15 protein-coding genes and 1 pseudogene are annotated in these 18,684 nt (G+C 62.7%); 5 read left to right on the top strand and 11 right to left on the bottom strand.

Going from position 1 to position 18,684, the window contains the following annotated elements; genetic code table 11:
- Together A3A5_RS39815 and A3A5_RS0134115 are read left to right on the top strand one after the other, a co-directional pair.
- A partial coding sequence (locus A3A5_RS39815) for a reverse transcriptase domain-containing protein (protein ID WP_018310972.1) occupies positions 1 to 779 on the top strand: 779 nt, incomplete at its 5' end.
- Positions 780 to 955: 176 nt separating this feature from the next.
- A complete protein-coding gene (locus tag A3A5_RS0134115; RefSeq protein ID WP_018314919.1) occupies positions 956 to 1,855 on the top strand; it encodes a GNAT family N-acetyltransferase in 900 nt (299 codons plus the stop codon).
- A 138-nt stretch (positions 1,856 to 1,993) separates the two neighbouring features.
- Here the strand turns inward: A3A5_RS0134115 and A3A5_RS0134110 are convergent, their stop codons facing one another.
- The 10 genes from A3A5_RS0134110 to A3A5_RS39800 form a co-directional block, all read right to left on the bottom strand.
- Positions 1,994 to 2,872 carry an SMP-30/gluconolactonase/LRE family protein gene (locus tag A3A5_RS0134110; protein ID WP_018314918.1) on the bottom strand — a complete coding sequence of 293 codons (879 nt, stop codon included), beginning with the start codon at positions 2,870 to 2,872 and terminating at the stop codon, positions 1,994 to 1,996.
- Complete coding sequence (locus A3A5_RS0134105; protein ID WP_018314917.1) at positions 2,869 to 3,636, bottom strand: SDR family NAD(P)-dependent oxidoreductase; 768 nt, start codon at positions 3,634 to 3,636, stop codon at positions 2,869 to 2,871. The genes A3A5_RS0134110 and A3A5_RS0134105 overlap by 4 nt, the downstream gene beginning before the upstream one ends.
- Positions 3,637 to 3,729: 93 nt before the next feature.
- Positions 3,730 to 5,664: a sulfatase gene (locus A3A5_RS0134100; protein ID WP_232431545.1), complete on the bottom strand. Its 1,935-nt coding sequence runs from the start codon at positions 5,662 to 5,664 to the stop codon at positions 3,730 to 3,732.
- Complete coding sequence (locus A3A5_RS0134095) at positions 5,636 to 7,285, bottom strand: sulfatase-like hydrolase/transferase (RefSeq protein ID WP_232431544.1); 1,650 nt, start codon at positions 7,283 to 7,285, stop codon at positions 5,636 to 5,638. Before A3A5_RS0134095 ends, A3A5_RS0134100 begins: the two co-directional genes overlap by 29 nt.
- 103 nt (positions 7,286 to 7,388) lie before the next feature.
- Entirely contained in the window at positions 7,389 to 8,636 is a 1,248-nt protein-coding gene (locus tag A3A5_RS0134090) for a formylglycine-generating enzyme family protein (RefSeq protein WP_018314914.1), read from the bottom strand.
- 136 nt (positions 8,637 to 8,772) lie between these two features.
- Positions 8,773 to 10,293 carry a sulfatase gene (locus tag A3A5_RS39810; RefSeq protein WP_018314913.1) on the bottom strand — a complete coding sequence of 507 codons (1,521 nt, stop codon included), beginning with the start codon at positions 10,291 to 10,293 and terminating at the stop codon, positions 8,773 to 8,775.
- Positions 10,294 to 10,347: 54 nt separating this feature from the next.
- On the bottom strand, positions 10,348 to 11,481 hold the full coding sequence (locus A3A5_RS39805; protein WP_369797848.1) for a porin: 1,134 nt from the start codon (positions 11,479 to 11,481) through the stop codon (positions 10,348 to 10,350).
- A 146-nt stretch (positions 11,482 to 11,627) separates the two neighbouring features.
- Positions 11,628 to 12,392: a class II aldolase/adducin family protein gene (locus tag A3A5_RS0134075; RefSeq protein ID WP_026201409.1), complete on the bottom strand. Its 765-nt coding sequence runs from the start codon at positions 12,390 to 12,392 to the stop codon at positions 11,628 to 11,630.
- Between the two features lie 171 nt (positions 12,393 to 12,563).
- Entirely contained in the window at positions 12,564 to 14,621 is a 2,058-nt protein-coding gene (locus A3A5_RS0134070; RefSeq protein WP_018314911.1) for a beta-glucosidase, read from the bottom strand.
- A 193-nt stretch (positions 14,622 to 14,814) separates the two neighbouring features.
- Positions 14,815 to 16,209 (bottom strand): MFS transporter, encoded by a 1,395-nt coding sequence (locus A3A5_RS39800; RefSeq protein WP_157637372.1) that lies wholly within the window; start codon positions 16,207 to 16,209, stop codon positions 14,815 to 14,817.
- Here A3A5_RS39800 and A3A5_RS0134060 point away from each other — a divergent pair.
- Positions 16,188 to 16,808 carry a TetR/AcrR family transcriptional regulator gene (locus A3A5_RS0134060; protein WP_018314909.1) on the top strand — a complete coding sequence of 207 codons (621 nt, stop codon included), beginning with the start codon at positions 16,188 to 16,190 and terminating at the stop codon, positions 16,806 to 16,808. The two genes, A3A5_RS39800 and A3A5_RS0134060, sit on opposite strands and share 22 nt — an antisense overlap.
- Before the next feature lie 407 nt (positions 16,809 to 17,215).
- On the top strand, positions 17,216 to 17,794 hold the full coding sequence (locus A3A5_RS0134050; RefSeq protein WP_018314907.1) for an elongation factor P: 579 nt from the start codon (positions 17,216 to 17,218) through the stop codon (positions 17,792 to 17,794).
- A gap of 40 nt (positions 17,795 to 17,834) precedes the next feature.
- On the opposite strand, the gene A3A5_RS0134045 is transcribed toward A3A5_RS0134050, so the two are convergent.
- Positions 17,835 to 18,089, bottom strand: a complete 255-nt coding sequence (locus A3A5_RS0134045) for a hypothetical protein (RefSeq protein WP_018314906.1) — start codon at positions 18,087 to 18,089, stop codon at positions 17,835 to 17,837.
- A gap of 387 nt (positions 18,090 to 18,476) precedes the next feature.
- Between A3A5_RS0134045 and A3A5_RS0134040 the strand changes: the two are divergent.
- Positions 18,477 to 18,684 (top strand): annotated as a pseudogene (locus tag A3A5_RS0134040) (IS256 family transposase); the annotation flags it as partial.

The raw sequence follows: 18,684 nt of genomic DNA, 5'->3' as shown, positions 1-18,684 counted from the left end.
ACCTGCAAAGCTATTTTGACTCGATCCCACACCTCCCCCTTCTCGCGAAATTAGCTGGGCGAATTGCAGACCGCCGAGTTCTGGACCTCATCCAGTGCTTTCTCAAGCAAGACATCATGGAAGACATGACGCGCTGGACGCCCACTTCTGGGAGTCCTCAGGGGGCGGTTATTAGCCCTCTGTTGGCGAACCTCTACCTGCACGAGCTTGACGTAGAAATGCGCCAGGCAGGGTTGGTGATGGTGCGCTACGCGGACGACGCCGTGGTGTTATGCCGCACGCGTGAGGAAGCGGAAGCCGCCCTTGCTCGCATGCGGGCATGGGTGGGCGCGAACGGATTGACGCTGCATCCAGACAAGACTCACATTGGGGACTGTCGGTTGGAGGGTCATGGGTTCGAGTTTCTGGGTTACCGGTTCGAGGCGGGCCAACGCTGGGTGCGCAAGAAGAGTTTCATGGGGCTGCGGGATAGAATTCGGGCCCTGACCAAGCGCCACCGGGGCGATTCGATCGAGAGCATCATCGCTTCGATCAACCCGATCCTGCGTGGCTGGTTCGGTTACTTCCGGCATGCCCACCGATACACCTTCTCGTCGGTCGACGGCTTTGTGCGCCGCCGTCTGCGAGCGATCCTGCGCCGACAGCTTCATCGTCCAGGTCAGGGTCGATGCTTTCGCGATCATTCTCGATGGCCAAATGCCTTCTTCGCCAATCTTGGGCTGTTCACGATGCACGAGGCTCATCAATTGGCGCGCCAATCCCGATGTGGAAACAACTGACTGGAGAGCCCGTCGCGGGAAAACCGCACACCGGGTTCGGAGGGAGGGGACGGCGCTCGCCGTTTCCTACCCCTATCCGTCGGCCAAAAGCGGACGCGGCGCAGCCATTGATTGGGCGCTTGGCCCTGCGGTGGCCTTCTGCTATAAATTCAGACGTTGTCACGCAGGAGGTAGCCATGCCGCTCGTTGTCCGACCTGCAAGCGCCGACGAACTGGCACACGCCGAAGAACTGGTAGCCCGCAGTATCAACGACCTGACCGTCCGCCACGGTTTCGGGCCGATCGCCACGTCGCGGCTTCCGGATTTCCAGGCGTTCTGCCTTCGAGACGATCCACGCGGAGTGTGGCTGGCCGTGGATGATGACGAGATTGTCGGCTTTGCCCTGAGCTGGGTTTGCGGCCGGCTCTGGTTCCTGGCGGAACTGTTCGTTGCACCTGGCCGGCAGGGACAGGGCATCGGCAACGAACTGCTGGACCGCACCATGCAGCATGCGAGCCAGGCCGGTGCGACCGAAAAGAGCCTGATTACCTTCGCCTTCAACGTCGTGTCCCAGGGTCTGTACGTGCGGCACGGCTTGCTTCCGCGCGTGCCCATCCATTTGTGCAGCGCAGAGCGCGAGTCATTGGTGCGTCACGCGCAGGGTCCCGCGCTTCGCGCGACGCCCATCCGGACGACTGCCGTCGATCTCGAAATGCTGCGGCAGCTCGACGTCGCAACCGTGGGTGTTTCGCGAGAGAAGCATCACCGGTATCTGCTGGGTGCGCCCAGGATGAAAGGCGTTTTTCTCGAAGACGGAGGTGAGCGCGTCGGCTACGCGTACGTTGCCGCAACCGGCCATGTAGGTCCCCTGGCGGTCATGCACGCGCATGCGATGCCTGGTGCATTCCGGGCGGCGCTGGCGATGGCCGTCGCGGGGAATGCAAAGCAGATCTCCGTGTTCGTTCCGGGGACGAGCGATGCACTGGCGATCGCGGCCAGCCAAGGCATGCGATTCGCACTTCCGATGGTGCTGATGTCGACGCATGACTGCGGCGACTGGACGCGCTATCTCCCGCGAAACCCGGGCTTCATGTGAGGCCGTTTCGGGCACCGGGACCCCGGGGCTGGAATATCGGCAATGGGCCGGTCAGAGACGGCCGCAGCTACTTGAACATTTTTTTTTGCCTTGCGTGATCCGGGTGTCATGGCCAACCTCCGGTTCTCGCAATCTCGATTAGACCGCTTTGCTGCATGCCGGCTGCGACAAGCCGCTCGCTGGCGCCCGAAACTGGAAGAGCCCGCCTGCCAACGGTTGCCGGTCGCGCTCCTCGGGGACGAGCCCCTTCCAGGCGGTTGTAACGTAGACGCTGCGCAGATCGTCTCCTCCAAATGCCAGTTTGGTGATATTGGCGCATGGAAATTGCACAACGCCTGCCAGCACTCCGTCGGCTGACCAGCGCTCGATTCTCGCGCCGCCGAACAAGGCAATCCAGACAAAGCCGTCCGCATCGACGGCCATCCCATCGGGGAAGCCGGACCCGGAAATACGGGCAAAGATCCGCTTGTCAGACAGCACGCCATCATGCCCTACGTCAAAAGCATAGACCAGACGCCGCACCGTGTCGGCGTGGTAGAGCGTGCGGGCATCCGGGCTCATGGCAGGCCCGTTGGTGATGGCATACCCTGCGTCGCGGCGCGATAGTTGTCCGCTCTCGCTCATCTGATAGAGCGAACCACTCACCGCGGTCTCGGCGTCATCCATCGTGCCAAACCAGAGGCGGCCGTGCGGATCAACGAACCCGTCATTGATCCGGTTTCCCGGAAGGTCCGGCTCGACCTCGACCAGCTTGAGGCAGTGTCCTTGCACGGGATCAAAACGGTAGAGTCCGTCCTGCAGGCCGCACAGGAAAAATCGATCGGAAAGCGCCGCAATGAATCCCGGCTGGCCTGGAACGGTCCAGCTTTGCTTTGCGCCAGTGGCCGTGCAGTAACGATGAATCCTTCTTCCCTTGATGTCGACGAAATAGACCGCGCGCTCGGCGCCATGCCAGAGCGGCCCTTCTCCAAGCTCGGCGTTCAGGGGCCATATGCAAACAGGTTGGATCGTGTTCATGCGCCGAAGTACCCCGCATCGACAAAATACTCGCGCCCTGAGCAGCGCGCTGCGTCGTCCGATGCGAGAAACAGCGCCATGCGCGCCACGTGCTCCGGTTCGATGCGCTCAGGAAAGCATTGGCTCTCGAGCAATTTCGCTTCGCTCTCAGGTGTCTGCCAGAGCTGCGTCTGGCGGGGGGTCCGCACGGCGCCAGGCACGATGCAGTTGACCCGTATGCCATGGCCACCCAGGTCGCGCGCCAGTCCGCGCGTGAGCCCTTCAATACCGGCTTTTGCCGTCATATAGACCGAGAGGTTCGGCACGGCCACATGCCAGGATGCCGACCCCATGTTCAGGATGACGCCCCGGCCGATGGTCCGCATGCTGGCAGCCACAAGCTGCGCACAGAAGAACTGATGCCGCAGGTTCACGGCAATGCGGTCATCCCAGTAGGAAGGGGTCACGGCATCGACCTGGTGCCGGTCATCGTTTCCCGCGTTGTTGACCAGCACCTCGATCGGCCCGGCGTCGTCGGCGATGCCGGCGAACACCGTCCCGACGGCATCCAGGTCACGCAAGTCGCATTGGCGAAAACAGGTATGCAGTCCCTCAGCTGCAAGCGCGCCCTGGACCTGCCGGGCGTCTGATTCGGACACATCGATGAAATGGACCCGGGCACCTTGCCGGGCGAATGCACCCACCATTTCCGCGCCGATTCCGCTGCCGCCACCGGTGATGACTACAGGCCTTCCGTTCAGGCTGGGGTAGATCGCGTAAGACATCGGGATTCTTGGGATTTCCGCTTGTTGAGAGTCAATGCTGCTAGAAGGTGAGCGCGTGCCGCACTTGCGGACCCGGCTGGCCAATGGGGCGCACTAAGGCGCATCCGGCACCACGGTGCTGCCGTCGACATGATCAATCCGGGCCGGGGTATAGCCAATGCGCATCGCATTCACGTGCAGGATCTCCCCGCGACGCAGCGCAATGACTTCGCCGTCGTAGACGCGCCATATGGGTGGCACCGGACGTTTGTCGCCCGGCTTTGCATAACCTTTCCCAAGCAATTCGCCGGCCAGGCGCTCGTAGTCCCAGCTTTGCACCACGTGCGTAGCCGCGGCCGGAATCGCTGCGGGCCGCTCGATCCAGTACCCGATGGATGCTCCCGCGGTCGCGCAGGTAATGCGCACGCCATCGCCCGCCTTGTGCACCACGGGTGTCGCGGTAGCCGGCGGCGCGTTACCGCCCAGCCACATCTGTCTCAGCATGTCCCGCTCGGGCACGCCCCCCAGATCGCCGTACCTGGCCGTCCACGCGTGAAAGGCCTGCCTCAGTTCCTCAAGCTTGCCCTGGTAGCGCGGATCGTCGGCCAGGTTGTGCAGCTCCCATGGATCCTGCTCCGCATCGTAGAGCTCCTCCACAGGCTTTGTCTTGAACCATGCGGCCGTGGCGGGAGGGAGGCTGCCTTCACCCCTGAGCTTCAGGATGTCGCGCATCATGGGCAGCATGGTGCGGAACTTGAGATCCTGATAGTAGGGCAGCTCCGGCATGTAGTTGTACAGATAGCGATAGCGCTGGTCCCGCACCATTCGTACCCTGTCGTATCCGGTATCCATGCGGTCGCGCGCCGCAAAGACGTAACGGCGAGGGATGCTGGCCCGCTGCTCGCCGAGGAAGGCCTGGCCCTGCATATAGCCTGGCACCGGCACGCCAGCCAGCGAAAGCACCGTTGGTGCCAGGTCGACACCGCTGACCAGCTCGTCGCGGCGGGTACCCGCGTGCTGGCCGCCGGGATATCGCACGATGAGGGGCACATGCGTGCCGCGCTCGAGGATCTCCCGCTTCATCCATGGCAGGTTGCCGCCGTTGTCGGCGAAGAAAAAAATGACGGTGTTGTCGTACAGGCCGTCGTCCTTCAGGATCTGGATCAGTTCGCCAACCTGCCGGTCCATCAGCGCGATATTGGTATGCATGCGGGCAATGTCGCCGCGCACGGCCGTGGTATCCGGGAAGATCGGCGGTACGGATACCCTGGCCGGATCATCGAGCAAGGGATCCTTGCGCAAGGCCACCATCGATTCGTGGGTCAGGAAGAAGTTGAAGACCGAAAAAAACGGCTTTCCCTTGGGGCGGTTCCGGAATGACGCTGATGGCCCGTTTTCATCCCAGACCGTGACGGGCGCCTCGAACTGGTAATCCTGCTTCTGGTTGTTGGTGGTGTAGTAGCCCGCCTTGCGCAGATACTCCGGGAAGGCCCGGACTTGCTCCGGCAGCACGACGGAGTAGGTCGGGGGGATCCCTTCCGGCCGCTGCGCAGCGCCGCTGCCGGGGGCCTGCATCTCCCCGGGCCCGGTACGCATGTGGTGCGCGCCCACTGAAGTCGGATACATGCCGGTGATCAGCGCAGCGCGCGCGGGCGCGCAGACGCCTGCCGTCTGGTAGGCGTGGGTGTAGAGCACCCCTTCACTGGCCAACTGGTCAATATTGGGGGTCTTCACCTCGCGATCACCGTACGCGCCGATGAAGGTCGTGATGTCTTCCACCGTAATCCAGAGGATGTTCGGCTTGTCCGGCTGCGGCTGCGGCTGCGGCTGGGCATGGAGCAGGCCTGACTGCGCGGCCATGAGCAGCAGGATGGCGTGCATGGCCAGGCGCATTGCGCCAGGCAGGCGAGCAAGCGGATTCCTCGTGCAGTTGAGAACGTTCATGCTGGGTCGATTCCCGTTGGTGTTCCTTCGTTTCGGCAGGCGCAGGGCTTGGCCGCAAGACGCCACAGTCAAAGCGTCATTCGCCACGTCGCCCTGCCGGACCATGCTCGAGGGTCACCCGGTCGAACTCCGGCGCGGCCTTCAGGAACGAGCGTTCGAATGCCTCGGCGTCATGTTGCAGGCGCTGCAGGATTGCGGGTTCGATCTCGGCCTTGTCAAACTTCTCACCGGGATCGCGGCCAAGGTTGTACAGCGTCGGCTTGGCCAGCCTGGCCTGCAGGCCGCCCTCAGGGTTGCGCCCGCTAACATCGTAGAAATTGACCTTCCAGTCGCCTTCGCGCCAGGCCTGCAAGCGACCGCGGTAGAAATAGGGAAGCACCTGGCGCGGGCTCGGCGACTGATCACGCAGTGTCTTGCTCAAGTCGCTGCCGTCGATGACCGCATCGGGCAGCCTGGCCTTTGCCAGCGCCACGAAGGTGGGCAGGAAATCGTAGGTGGCGCCAATGCCGTCCACCACCCGGGGGCGGACGGTGCCCGGCCACCAGAACAGCGCCGGCACGCGCGAGCCGCCTTCGTAAGTCGACGCCTTGCCATCGCGCAGCATCCCGGCAGATCCCACCATTTCCTCGTACAGAATCCAGGGACCGTTGTCGCTGACGAACACGACCAGCGTGTTCTTGGCGTCGGGGCTACGCCGCACGGCCTCCAGCACCCGCCCCACGCTGTGGTCGAGCTCCGCGATGGCGTCCCCCACCGGGCCGCCCTTGCTGCTGCCGACGAACTCGGGGGCCGGCATATGCGGCAGGTGTGGCTTCTCGTATCCCACCCAGGCCAGGAAAGGCTTGTCGCGCTTGCGGCCGATGTAGTCGACGACCTGGTCGGTCAGCCGCTTGTTGTAGCTGGGCTGGTCCACCGGCCGCTCGACCACCTGATCGCGGTAATCGGTCTTGCCGTTGACGACGACCTGCTCGCTCGCGATCAGCGGCGAGTTCCAGTAGCTGTTCTTCGGATCACGGAAGGCCGCGACCGCCTGCCGGTAGTACAGGGGGTACAGGGTCTTCGGCGACTCACCCCTGGCAAAGCGTTGGCGCAGTTCCTTGATGCTGACGCCACCAGGAAACCCGGCGAAGTACGCATCATTCGACATCGGCATGCCCCACCACGAATCGAAGCCGTGCCGCGTGGGGTAGGCGCGCGGGGCGTCGCCCAGGTGCCATTTGCCGAACAGGGCGGTGGCGTAGCCGGCATCGCGCAGCAGGCTGGCGACTGTCGTCTCGCGGTCGGGGAACCCGTAGGGATCGCCTTCGACCTGGACGCTGTTGAGTGCGCCGTACAGGCCGGATCGGATTTCGGCCCGCCCGGTCAGCATGGCGCCGCGGCTGGGTGAGCAGACCGGAGAACTGACGTAGAAGTTGGTCCAGCGCTGGCCCTCCGCCGCCATCCGGTCCAGGTTCGGCGTGCGGAACACCGGATGGCCATAGCTGCCGAGATCGCCCCAGCCCAGGTCATCGGCAATCAGCAGGATGATGTTGGGGCGGCTGTCCCGGCCGGTATCGGGTGCTGCCTGCACCTGGGACAACGGTACGGTGAGCGCCAGGGCTGCGATGGCGTGCAGCGCGCGCCGGCACGTGTCCCGCCCTTTGCGCGCTTCGGTTTTCGCTGCAAGTTCTGGTAACTGTGCCTGAATCCCCATCGCGAGCCCCGTTCCGTTTGACCTACGTTCCATTCTTCGTTTCTCCTCTGCCTCATGTACGAGCCGCTTGGGCTCCTCACCCTGCCGTGGTACTCGCCCTCAAACAAGCGATTGCGTCTTCTCCTGAGTCACAGGCCTATCCGCCAGGCACTGTTGCCCTGGTCAATTGCCGCACTTGTCCTTGCTGCTGTCGCGCCCTTGCATGCCAGGCGTCCTGGTCCATCACCAGCCGGAAGCCAAGGTGCGACATGCTGGTGTAGGGATCCGTCCCGCGCCTCGCGCTCGGGCGGTAACTCAGGCAATAGTCCTGATTGCAAAGGAAGGAGCCTCCGCGAATCACGCGTCTGGGCGCTTGCACGGGAACGCCCGGCTCCGAAGGGTCCCAACTGTCGGCAGGGCCCTGCGGATCGACTTCCTTGTGGCCAGCCGCGGCAACGCGCCTGAACTGGTCAGCGCGATACCAGTCCGCTACCCATTGCCACGCGTTCCCGGTCATGTCGTAGAGTCCATAGCCGTTGGCAGGAAAGGTGCCGGCGGCACTTGTGCCGAGCGCACCGCCAGCCTTGGCGCTGACCACCGGGAACGGTTGGGACTGCTGGCCCTGCCAGACATTGGCCATCTGGGTGCCGCCTGGCGAGAACTGGTCTCCCCAGGCGTAGGTGGCCTGCTCCATGCCTCCGCGCGCTGCGAACTCCCATTCGGCTTCGGTCGGCAAGCGCTTGCCGGCCCATCTGGCATAGGCTTGCGCATCCTCGTAGGACACCTGCACGACCGGATGATTGTCCTTGCCTTCAATGGAGCTGCCCGGGCCGTTCGGATGACGCCAGTCTGCGCCCGGCACAAAGCGCCACCAGCGGGAGTAGTCGTGCAAAGGCACTGGGCGGTCGGTGCCAGCGAACACCATGCCGCCGGGCACCAGTACGCTGTCGGACGGGCGCGGCGTGCCCGGCGGAACCTGGACCCTGATGGTTTCCCAATCGGGCTTCTGTTCCGCAGTGGTGACGTAGCCGGTTTCCGATACGAACGTGCGAAACTCCGCATTGGTCACGTGATGCTGGTCCATCCAGAGGCCATGCACCCGCGTTTTGTGCGCAGGGCGCTCATTGGTCTGAGCGAGCTTGTGGTCGCTGCCCATCATGAATGTGCCACCCGGGATCCATGCCATGTTGCGCGGACCGTTGACACCGTCACCGATGATCACCGGCGCAGCTTTTCCACCGCTCGGCGACGCTGCCTCGCCCTGCATACCACCCGCCCAGGCCACTGCGAGGCCAATTGCCGCCGGTATGGCAATCGCCGTGGCGATCCACGCACCGGTGCGCTGGCGCCACGGCACTGCGCGCTGGCCAGCCCGCGTCTCCTGGCGCACGGAGGGCGCAGGCATCTGCCTGACCGCTCGCGGCCCGCTATGCTTCCTGTCCTTCATGGAACTCTTCATGGCACAAATTTTGATCGTTGCGCGGTATTGGGCCGGCCAATCTCGTGTGTCATGGCGGCCACGCACGGTATGACCAGGGAAATCAGACGGTGCCCAGGTTGCGAATGGTGACCGGTGGCCGGCTTTGCCGAGCCGGCCGCTGCAACTCTTCGGCGTACTTTGTAGCCAGCGCTTGTGCCTTATCGGCTCTGCCCGTTTCCACTAGTCGGGTCAGATAGGCGGGCAATTTCCCGCGGACGTGATAGGGCCCGCCCTCGTCGCGGACGTTGGCCAGCGGGTCTCGGCCCCGAGCGGCATTGGGCATCATTTCCGCCTCCCAGGTTTCCAACAGATCCAGACCTTTCTTCACCACGTCAGGTCGGGCGGCAACCAGGTTATTCTGCTCATGCGGGTCGGTGTCCAGATCGAAGAGCATCATCTCGTCGAACAAGTGGTAGCCGTCATGCAGCGTGCAGATCAGGATCCAGTTCTCGAAGCGAACACCGCGTTGGCATGTCCACGCGCCTTGCGAAACCACCAGGTGGTCTCGCCCTTCATCCACGTTCGACTTCAGGCATTGGGCAAACGACACGCCGTCCCAGTTCTCCGGTACGGGCTGCCCCAAAAGCTCGAGTACCGTTGCGGTGACGTCAATCTGGTAGTGAAAGGCGCGATGCTCCTCTCCCCCTGGAAGGCCAGGCCATTTGAGCAGCAGCGGGACGTTCGTGGTGAACTGGTCTGCCGTCTGGTGATCACAGTAGACGTTGAGCTCCCCCAGCGTTTCGCCATGATCGGACGACAGCATGATCGCTGTTTCGTCCTTGATCCCCAGACTGGACAGTTGGGCCATCAGCTTGCCGACGTGCTCGTCGGCAACGAGGACACCCGTGTCATAGCCGTCGAACATGGCGCGCACTGCCGCCATGTCAGGAATGCTTTGCGGCTGCCTCGGAAATCTTGCCTTTGCCCCGGCGTTCGGCGCGAAGCCCGTGCACTCTTGCGCGCTGTGCGGACCGCAGCCCTGCCAGTGGCGCGCACGGACGTCCTCCGTCAGCCATGCCGGCAAGGGCTCGTTCGAGAATGGCTCGCCATACTCCATTCCCGCGCGATAGGGGGTGTGCGGATCCCACATATGGACATGCAGGAACCAGTTGTCCTCCTTGCCGTGCCGCGCCAGCCAATCGGACGCAATGGCGAACACCTCGTCCGCTGTCTCTCCGCCATACTTGCCCACGTTATAGGCCTCGTCGAATCCGGCGTACCAATGAAAGGCTGAGTGGCGCTGGGCGAAGGAACTGACACTGACGGTCCTCAGCCCGGCCTGCTGCAGACGAAACGGGAAGCTCTCGAAATGCAGCCTTGACAGGAACTCCCGGCCAGCGCCGTCAAGCAGGGGGTCGGCATCCACGCCGCCATGATTGACCACGCCATTGTGAATGCCGAAACGCCCGGTCAGCAGCGCAGTACGACTGGGCAGGCAAGGCGTGTCGGATGCGTGCACATTGCGAAACAGGATGCTCTCGGCAGCCAGCCGGTCAATGTTCGGACTTGTATTGCGGTGGTACCCATAGCACCCGAGATGGTCGGCGCGCAAGGTATCAATGTCGATATAGAGTAGTCGCATGATGTGATCTCGATCAGCAATGCAATATGCGCGCGCCCCGGTCTCTCTTGACCGTCAGCGCCGCAGCGGTGCCCATGGCGGCTCTGCTAGAACTTGTGACGAATGCCGATGGCCGCCCCGGTCTGGCTGTTCTTTCCTTCGCCGAGAAAGGCTCCGTTGGCGAATCCGATCGCCGGCGAATCGAGATTCAGGCCGGAGTTTCGCGCGTATGCCACGGTCCGTGCGCTTGGAGAGCGAGTAATCCGCAATGAAGTTCACTTGCCACGGATTCACTGGATTGCTGTCGGGCTGTACTGCAGTGGTCTTCAGCGTCCGGCGATCATCGAAGTAGTAGCCCAGCGTCAACGTCAGTGCGGCGGTGGCATCGTAGTTGGCGCCGGCCCACCAGAAGTTGTCACGAACCAGGGTGCTGCCGCCGGCGTCCTTGTTCTGCCCCCAACGATAGCCCGCCATCAGTTTGGTTCGTCCGAACGCATAGCTCGCGGCGAGCGCCGCCTTCTTGGATGTGCCCGTGCTTCCAGTGACCACAGCCGGATTCCACTGATCGTAGGTTGCCGTCAGGCCAAGACCCGTGCCGAGGTACGTCACTCCAGCACCATAGGCTGTATTGTCCCTGGCGTGTCCCGGCGTCTCGCCCCCGCCTTGCACCGCGACCGGCGTAAGTCCGAAACGGCTCAGACCGGCCCCGAAACTGTAGTGGACCCTGACTGTCACCGGGCCGGCGGCCGCCGTGTACTTCACCGCATTATCGAGACCGCCTCCACCGGCGGTGCCGCCAAGCAGGGCCACGGATGGTTCGAACAGCGGGGCGAATTTGGCCGGCAGAAAGTTTCCCAGGCTCTCATACATGCTCGTGTTTTGCCTGCCAAGCGAAATTTGCCCCAAGCGATTGCTTTGCAGGCCGACGTATGCCGTCCTGCTGAAAATGGCCCCGACCCGGGTCGCCTGACCGGTATCCGCAGCAAAGCCGCTTTCCAATACGAAGAGCGCTTTCAGACCGCCGCCCAGTTCCTCCACGCCCCGTAGGCCCCAGCGCGAACCCGACATGCCCCCTGCAGATACCATCGAGAAACTGTTTGCGCCCGGCTGCCTCGTCACTGCCCCGGTGACGGGATTGATGGTCGGCGCGCTTGCCGCTTGATGGTTGATATATGCAATCGGCAAGTCAACGACGCCATAGATGGTCACGCCTGACTGTCCATGGGCCAGACCTCCACAACCCGTAGCCGACACCAATATGGCAGCGCGCAAATGTCTAGTGTTCCCCTTCATGCTCCTCCTCGTTTTCTTGTGTCGGCACGAACATGCGCGCCTTTTTTCGGTCGACGGTTCTTTTAGTTGCGATAACCGGGGTCAATCCGATCGAGCTTGCGAAGCAACGCCGGCCAGACAAAGGCCCCACCGAGGCCACCCGTCTGCACACGCACCGACTCCGCAACATCTCGCACGATTTCCGCGGGCACACGCGTAAGCTCCCCGCCTGCCTGCGCGGCAATCTGGATCTGGCAGGCCGCCTCCAGGACATACATGCTCAGGAATGCATCGGCTACGGTCCTGCCGACCGTCAGCAGTCCGTGATTGCGCAGGATCAGGTGGTTGGCATGCCCCAGATCCGCCTGCAGGCGAGGCTTCTCCGCCTCGTGCATGGCGACGCCTTCGTAGTCGTGGTACGCCAGCGACCCCAGAATGAAAGTGGCCTGCTGGCTGAGTGGCAACAGGCCTGCCTTCTGCGCACTCACGGCAATGCCGCAGCGCGTGTGGGTATGCAGCACGCATTGCGCATCAGCGCGTACCTGATGCACGGCGCTGTGAATGACAAAGCCCGCGGGGTTCACCGGGTATGGCGAATCCAAGACCTTGTTGCAGTTGGCGTCGATCTTCAGCAGGTTGGAGGCCGTGATCTCCTCGAACATCAAACCATAGGGATTGATCAGGAAATGGTGGTCCTCCCCGGGTACGCGTGCGCTGATATGTGTGAAAACCAGATCGGACCAGCCATGCAGCGCAACGAGCCGATAGCAGGCGGCAAGGTCGAGGCGCAATCGCCATTCCTCGGGGCTGACGCGTTCCTGCATGGAGGCTGAAGGGGTAGCGGTCATGAGTTGTCTCCTGTTGGGCAGTTTTATGTGTCGGGAACGCTCGATTCGCGCAAGCGGCCGAGGTCATCCCTCCCGCCGGAGGGATACCATGTGTTAGTTCAGGTAGTAGCCGGTGCAGAAGCGCACGCCTTGACGGTCCGTGCCACTCGTCACCGGCACGGCAGGGACCATTCAGCGGCCAAGCTCGCGCGCCACGAGAGTGGTCTCGGCACACAGGGCAAGCTCGGATGCCGAGCGCCCCAGCGCAACACAGTACGCACCTGCCTCAATTCGCCAGTGTCCCGACGAGGATTGAAAGCGCGCCAGCAAGCGCGGATCGGCAGTCAGGCTGATCCGCGCCGACTCTCCCGGCCGCAGGGAAACACGCTCGAAGCCGAGCAGGCGCATGCGCCGCTCGCCTGCTGCTTCGGTCAGGTACACCTGCGGGACATCATCGCCCTCGCGCGAGCCGGTATTCGTTACGGTGAATGTCACCGACACGGTCTCGCCCCCGCTGACGTGGAGATCGCCATAAGCGAAATTGGTATAGCTGAGGCCATGACCGAAATTGAAAAGCGGCTGTCGGCCGCTCCTGGCGAACCAGCGGTAGCCCACTTCCGCGCCCTCGTGGTAATGCACCTGAATCGGCGTGCCGAGCTCGACATCGGCCCCGGGCAATGCAGGGTGCGGCGTCTGCTCGACATCGACGGGAAAGGTGATGGGCAAGCGGCCGGACGGGCTGATATGACCCGCCAGCACTTCGGCAATGGCCTGCGCGCCAGCTTGCCCCGGGAACCACGCCTGGACAATGGCGCGTACCTTTTCGTGCCACGGCATCGCCACCGGATTGCCCGTTTCCAGTACCACGATGACGTTCCGGTTTGCGTCCGCGACCGCTTCGATCAGGGCATCCTGTCCGAAAGGCAGCGCCATGTCCGGGCTATCGAAGCGTTCCCCCTCATGCCGGACAGCAAACACGATTACCACGTCGGCGCGTTTTGCCAGGGCAACGGCGTCGGCAAGGTTGGCGCCGCTGTCAAAATCAATGCGGGCCTCCGCCAACTGCCTGCGAAGCTCCGCCAGCGGAGACGAACCGGAAAAGCGCATGGTGGTGGGCCCCAGCAAGGGATGGCTGTGCAAAGGCACCTGTGCTGCATATCCACCAGGAGGCATGACCTGGCTCGATCCGTCGCCGGACAGCACGCCGGTCTGCGCAAATCCGCCAATGATCGCAATGCGCTGCTTGCCTGACGCCAGGGGCAGCGCCTCGCCTTCATTTTTCAGCAACACGATGCCTTCGCGGGCGACCTGCAGCGCAACGGCGTGGTGCGTGTCGAAATCTATCGTCACCGCCGGCCGCTCCTGGTCGATGCCGATCGCGTAATACGAGCGCAGCATGCGCCGGACCATCTCGCTGATGCGCGCCCTGGACACCTTGCCCGCCTCACAGGCTTGTCGCAGCGGTTCATTGAACCACTCCTGCTCGTCGAGTTGCGCGCCCGAGTGCTGGTCCAGGCCGTGCAAGGCGAAGTCCCAACTGTAGACGGCTCGCCAGTCCGACATCACCCAGCCCTTGAAGCCCATGGCGTCCTTGATCGTCTCCTGCAGGATGACGCGATTGCCGCAGGCATAGGCGCCATTGACAAGGTTGTAGGCACCCATCAGGGCCCCGGGCTCGCTGCGCTCAATCGCGATCTGGAAGGCAAGCAGGTCGCTCTCGCGGTGTGCGGCGGGATCAATGATGGCGTCAAGGAAGAACTTGTTGGTCTCGCTTGCGTTGAGCGACACATGCTTGAGCACCCCGATGACACCTTCCTCCTGGGTGCCCGAGACCATGCCGGCGCCCATCATGCCGGAGAGCAGCGGGTCTTCCGAGATGTACTCGAAATTTCTTCCGTTTCGCACTTCCCGCACGAGATTGATGCCACCGCCGAGCATCACATTGAAGCCACGTGCGCGCCCTTCCTTGCCGATCAGATTGCCAACCGTACGCGCCAGCGCCGGGTTGAAGGTCGCACCCATTGCCAGGCCGCAGGGAAGTGCCGTCGCGCAATCGTCCGGTCCATCGGTATGGCGCAGGCCAAGACTCGCGTCGGCCAGTTTCAGTGCCGGAATGCCCAGACGTGCCACGCCCGACACGTAGCCGGCGATGACCGGCAGATCCTCCGGCACACGCGTTTCGCGTGCCGTCTTGCCGAATACCCTCACCATCAGGCTGTACAGCATCGAGAACCGTTCGTCGTCGGTCATGCGCGCCTCGGTTTTGCGGGCGCGCGCATCGGGATCCGCGCACGGGACACAGAACGGCGACGCCGGTGGCAGAGGCGGTACGGGGCCCGTACGCAGGCAGAGATCGTTAGGCATCAGGAGATTCCATGCTTTGTGGGTGCGGCATTGGTGACCGCCGTGGCGTTGGGGCCTGGAACGGCCGGCAACGGTTGAATCAGTCGGGTATTCCCGACGCTGCCCGGCGCTGGCGCAGATCGCCGAGCATGCGCTGGTGTGCGCCGGGCGATATCGGATAGAAGAAGGCCAGCAACACGCCGATGCCCAACAAGGCCATCGGGCCCAGCCATAGCATCGCCCAGATACCGTCGGTTGCGGCTTGTGACTGGGGCTGATTTGCGACGAAGCCGACGGCGCCAAGCAGGTGCCCGACGCCGCCGACGGCAATGGCAAGCGCGCCCTTGTGTGCGAACGAAAACACACCGAAGATCGTTCCCTCGCCGCGCACCCCGGTGCGCCACTCCCCGAACTCCACGGTATCGGGAACCATGGCCCATGTCGCCAGCAGCCAGGCGGCGCTCGCGAAACCGATCAGGCCAAGCAGACAGAAGAAGGCGCCGATGCCTGACGCGCCTGTTCCGCCCAGCGCGGCATAGCCGAGCATGCCGATGCAGCCGCCGGACAGCGCGACCAGCCGCTTGGACGTGCGCCGCATGACCCATGCCCAGAAGGGGATGGCGATGAACACCTGTACCGCGACAGTCCCCAGCGCGGGTCCGATCAGGTCTTCCCTGTGCAGCCCGTACTTCAGGACGTAGGGCAGCGTCTTTGACAAGAAGGTGCCCGCTGCAGCCATGGCTACCGTCATTCCACAGACCAGCAGGAATGCGCGATTGCGCACGACCACGGCCAATGCTTCCCGGATCGTGATGCTATGCACGGGCGGCTGGATCCGTTCTTCCGTCGAGAAGAACGTGAAGAGAAACACGGGGAGGGAGACGGCCGCATACAGGCCCATCACTAACAGGAAGCCCAGCCGCTGGTCCGTCTGCCCAAAGACGTGCACGAGCTTGAGCGTCGACAGCGCAACAAGCATGCCCGCCGAACTGGCACAGATCATCCGGTATGCGGCAAGGCTGCCACGTTCCTGGCTGTCGTCTGTCAGCGTCGCCATCAGCGAGTTGTAGGGCATCGACAACACGGTATAGGTGGTCCTGAACACCACATGCGTGCTCAGGACGAACGCCAACAAGCCGGCGCCTTGTGCAGCGGTGGGAATAAACATCGCGACAAAGCTGAGCGCAAGCGGAACGCACCCGAACAGCAGGTAAGGCCGATAGCGGCCCCAGCGTGAGCGCGTGCGATTGGCGATGTAGCCCGCCACAGGATCGCAAAGCGCGTCCCATAGCATCGCGCCGCCGAATATCCAGCCGGCCGCGACTGGCGACAGCCCGACGACATCGGTGTAGTAGTACAACAAGTAAAGCGTGGTCGCCTGCCAGTACAGGTTGAACGCGAAGTCACCGACGCCGAAGCCGAACTTTGTCCGCAGCGGCAGCCTTGCGCCGGAGACTTCAGAGGAAAGAAAATATGGGCACTGCCAGGCAGGCACAACAGGAACGCAGCGAACAGACACGTGCCGAAATACTCGGCATTGCACTGGAACAGTTCTCGACCCACGGCTTCGATGCGGTGAGCCTACGTGATATTGCGGAAGTGGCCGGCGTCAATCACGCCATGATCCGGTACTACTTCGGGAGCAAGGAAAACCTGTGGCGCGAAAGCGTGACCTACCTGTTTGAACGCTTTGCTGAAGAATACGTACCCCCCGAGCCGGGTTCGGAAGGGTTTTCACTGGACGCGGTCAAGGAATACATCCGCAACTACGTCCGGTACTGCGCGCGCCATCCTGAACACGCGCGCCTGATGATGCAGGAGGCCAACCGTGACTCGGAGCGCCTCAAGTGGATGGCGCAGAAGTTCATTCGTCCGCGGCATGACCAAACCGTCACGCTGATCAGGCATGTGAGCGCGTTGACGGAAGGACTGAAAGAGATCGATCCCGTGATGCTGCTGTACATGATCACCGCCATCGCCCAGGTTCCGTATCTTCTTACCTCGGAAATGCAATACGCGCATGGGATCAACGCTATGCGCGACAAGGCAATCGAGGCTCATTGCGACGCGGTGGTGGCGTTCATCTTTCGGTAGTCCCCGCTGATCCGGACGCGCTTCCCTACACGCCCACTTCTCGAACAAGCGGAAAGAAGAGCAGGCCATCTGGAGCGCAACAATGCCCTCTGACCGCCCTCCGGAATCATTCACCGTGCTGCCGGACGGCGAATTCCTGCTTAAGCTAGTAATGCGTCAGACGTCCTGCTCTGGCGTGACGCGCTGCTCGATTCCCTGATCAGGGGACAGGGCAACCGTGGCGGTCGAGCCCTTGTCAGCCTTGTGCGTGCGGCGCTGCAACATCCCGCTGTCGCAGGCTCCTCCCAATGCGGTCAGCGCCGTGGAGTTTCTCGTTCAGCGTACCGCTGTCGCCGCCGCCCCGTTGTTGAAGCGGCGCTGCGGTGCTAGGCTGAAGGCGAAATCTTGCCGCCCAGGCGGAGACACCAATGGTCGAAGCTTCCGAACTGAAGTCGGGCATGGTCATCATGCTTGAGGGTGAACTTCATAGCGTTACCAGCGCCGGGTACCACGCCGGCGGCGGCCAACAGGGGAGCGCAGTTTTCGCCAAGTTCAAGAACCTTAAGACTGGTCACATCAAGGAGTTGCGGTTACACCCGGGCAACAAGCTCGAAGAGGTCACGCTGGATCACCAGGAGATGGAATATCTGTACACCGATGGCGTCGCCTTTTTCTTCATGAATCCCGACACCTTCGAGCAGATCAGTTTTCCTGCGGAAACCATGGGCGCATACCAGAAATTTCTTCACCCCAATATGCGAATCCCGGTGCAGCTTTATGAGGGCGAGCCAGTCACCATCGCATTCCCCGCTGCGGTTGAGGTAACCATTATGTCCACGCCGCCGGGCCTGCACGAGCACGAAACCTCTACCTTCAAGAGTGCCACGCTGGAGAACGGCATGGAAGTTCTCGTTCCTCAGTTCGTCAAGGAAGGGGACACAGTGCGAATCGAGGTCGCTTCAGGAAAATATCTGGAGCGGGTAAGGCGAGGGACGCGAAAGTCATGACTCCAGCGCCGCGCCGACTGGCTTCCGCAGCCGAGCTGACTTACTCGTTCCTGAGGTCAATACCGAAGCCGCCAGCGAGTTCACAATCGATGATCCCTGCGGCGTAGGCAAAAAGCCAGTCCTCTGCCTCCTGCAGTGTTGCGGGCGGGTGGGGCCAGTCCGGCGTAAAGCGTATGCCCATGTCCTCATTGCGCGTGGATATCTGGACTCGCCCGCCTGGCTTGCCTGGCTCAATCACCTCCGGCACGAACAGGGTAATGTGGAATCCCTTGTAAGACCGCTTTGTTTCCAGCATTTCAGCCTCCGGCAATTTACGCAGGTCCGTGGCTCGGCCCGAGCGCCGGACTATCTTGAGTTCAAGATATAGCGAGGCGTGGCTAATGCCTAGTAATGCCGCGGCCAGTGCCCTGACCAGTGCCGGGTTTCAGCAACAGGAACGCCGGGGATCACATCGGAGCGTGCGGTCGATTTTGACCTAGACTGAAAAAGTGCCCTTCGCGCGCTTCGAGGGCTGCGCAATGGAACTTCACTGGCAGCTGATTGATGCGGGCGAATGACAATGGCACAGGCAACACACAATTTTCTGCTGCCTGAATTCATGTGGATTGATGTTCACGAAGGGGGCATCAGGACCTGTCAGAAATTTTGTGTTTAGGGCATAACATGTCACCAAGGAGCATGTATGCCACGCAAGACGAAGACCAGCCAAGCCGCCGACCGCGCGCTGCCGAGCATTCCCGAGGACCTGATCGCCCATTTGGTAAAGGGTCCCATGACCGCGGAAGCCGTCGAGGAGGCCTCGATGGCGTTCAAGAAGGCCCTGATCGAGCGGGCCCTGGGAGCTGAGCTTGGCCATCATCTGGGCTATGCACCGGGCGCCGAGCGCCCGG

It is taken from the genome of Cupriavidus sp. UYPR2.512 (assembly GCF_000379565.1).
Lineage (GTDB): Bacteria > Pseudomonadota > Gammaproteobacteria > Burkholderiales > Burkholderiaceae > Cupriavidus.
The sequence above is the reverse complement of the archived record's forward strand: the minus strand, read 5'-3'. Positions and strand labels throughout refer to the sequence as shown.

What these genes read in the sequence shown, in the direction of transcription:
- A3A5_RS0134115 (WP_018314919.1), top strand. Translation starts at nt 956, where the DNA reads ATGCCGCTCGTTGTCCGACCTGCAAGCGCCGACGAACTGGCACACGCC.
- A3A5_RS0134110 (WP_018314918.1), bottom strand. Translation starts at nt 2,872, where the DNA reads ATGAACACGATCCAACCTGTTTGCATATGGCCCCTGAACGCCGAGCTT.
- A3A5_RS0134105 (WP_018314917.1), bottom strand. Translation starts at nt 3,636, where the DNA reads ATGTCTTACGCGATCTACCCCAGCCTGAACGGAAGGCCTGTAGTCATC.
- A3A5_RS0134100 (WP_232431545.1), bottom strand. Translation starts at nt 5,664, where the DNA reads ATGGTCCGGCAGGGCGACGTGGCGAATGACGCTTTGACTGTGGCGTCT.
- A3A5_RS0134095 (WP_232431544.1), bottom strand. Translation starts at nt 7,285, where the DNA reads ATGGAACGTAGGTCAAACGGAACGGGGCTCGCGATGGGGATTCAGGCA.
- A3A5_RS0134090 (WP_018314914.1), bottom strand. Translation starts at nt 8,636, where the DNA reads ATGCCTGCGCCCTCCGTGCGCCAGGAGACGCGGGCTGGCCAGCGCGCA.
- A3A5_RS39810 (WP_018314913.1), bottom strand. Translation starts at nt 10,293, where the DNA reads ATGCGACTACTCTATATCGACATTGATACCTTGCGCGCCGACCATCTC.
- A3A5_RS0134075 (WP_026201409.1), bottom strand. Translation starts at nt 12,392, where the DNA reads ATGACCGCTACCCCTTCAGCCTCCATGCAGGAACGCGTCAGCCCCGAG.
- A3A5_RS0134070 (WP_018314911.1), bottom strand. Translation starts at nt 14,621, where the DNA reads ATGACCGACGACGAACGGTTCTCGATGCTGTACAGCCTGATGGTGAGG.
- A3A5_RS0134060 (WP_018314909.1), top strand. Translation starts at nt 16,188, where the DNA reads ATGGGCACTGCCAGGCAGGCACAACAGGAACGCAGCGAACAGACACGT.
- A3A5_RS0134050 (WP_018314907.1), top strand. Translation starts at nt 17,216, where the DNA reads ATGGTCGAAGCTTCCGAACTGAAGTCGGGCATGGTCATCATGCTTGAG.
- A3A5_RS0134045 (WP_018314906.1), bottom strand. Translation starts at nt 18,089, where the DNA reads ATGCTGGAAACAAAGCGGTCTTACAAGGGATTCCACATTACCCTGTTC.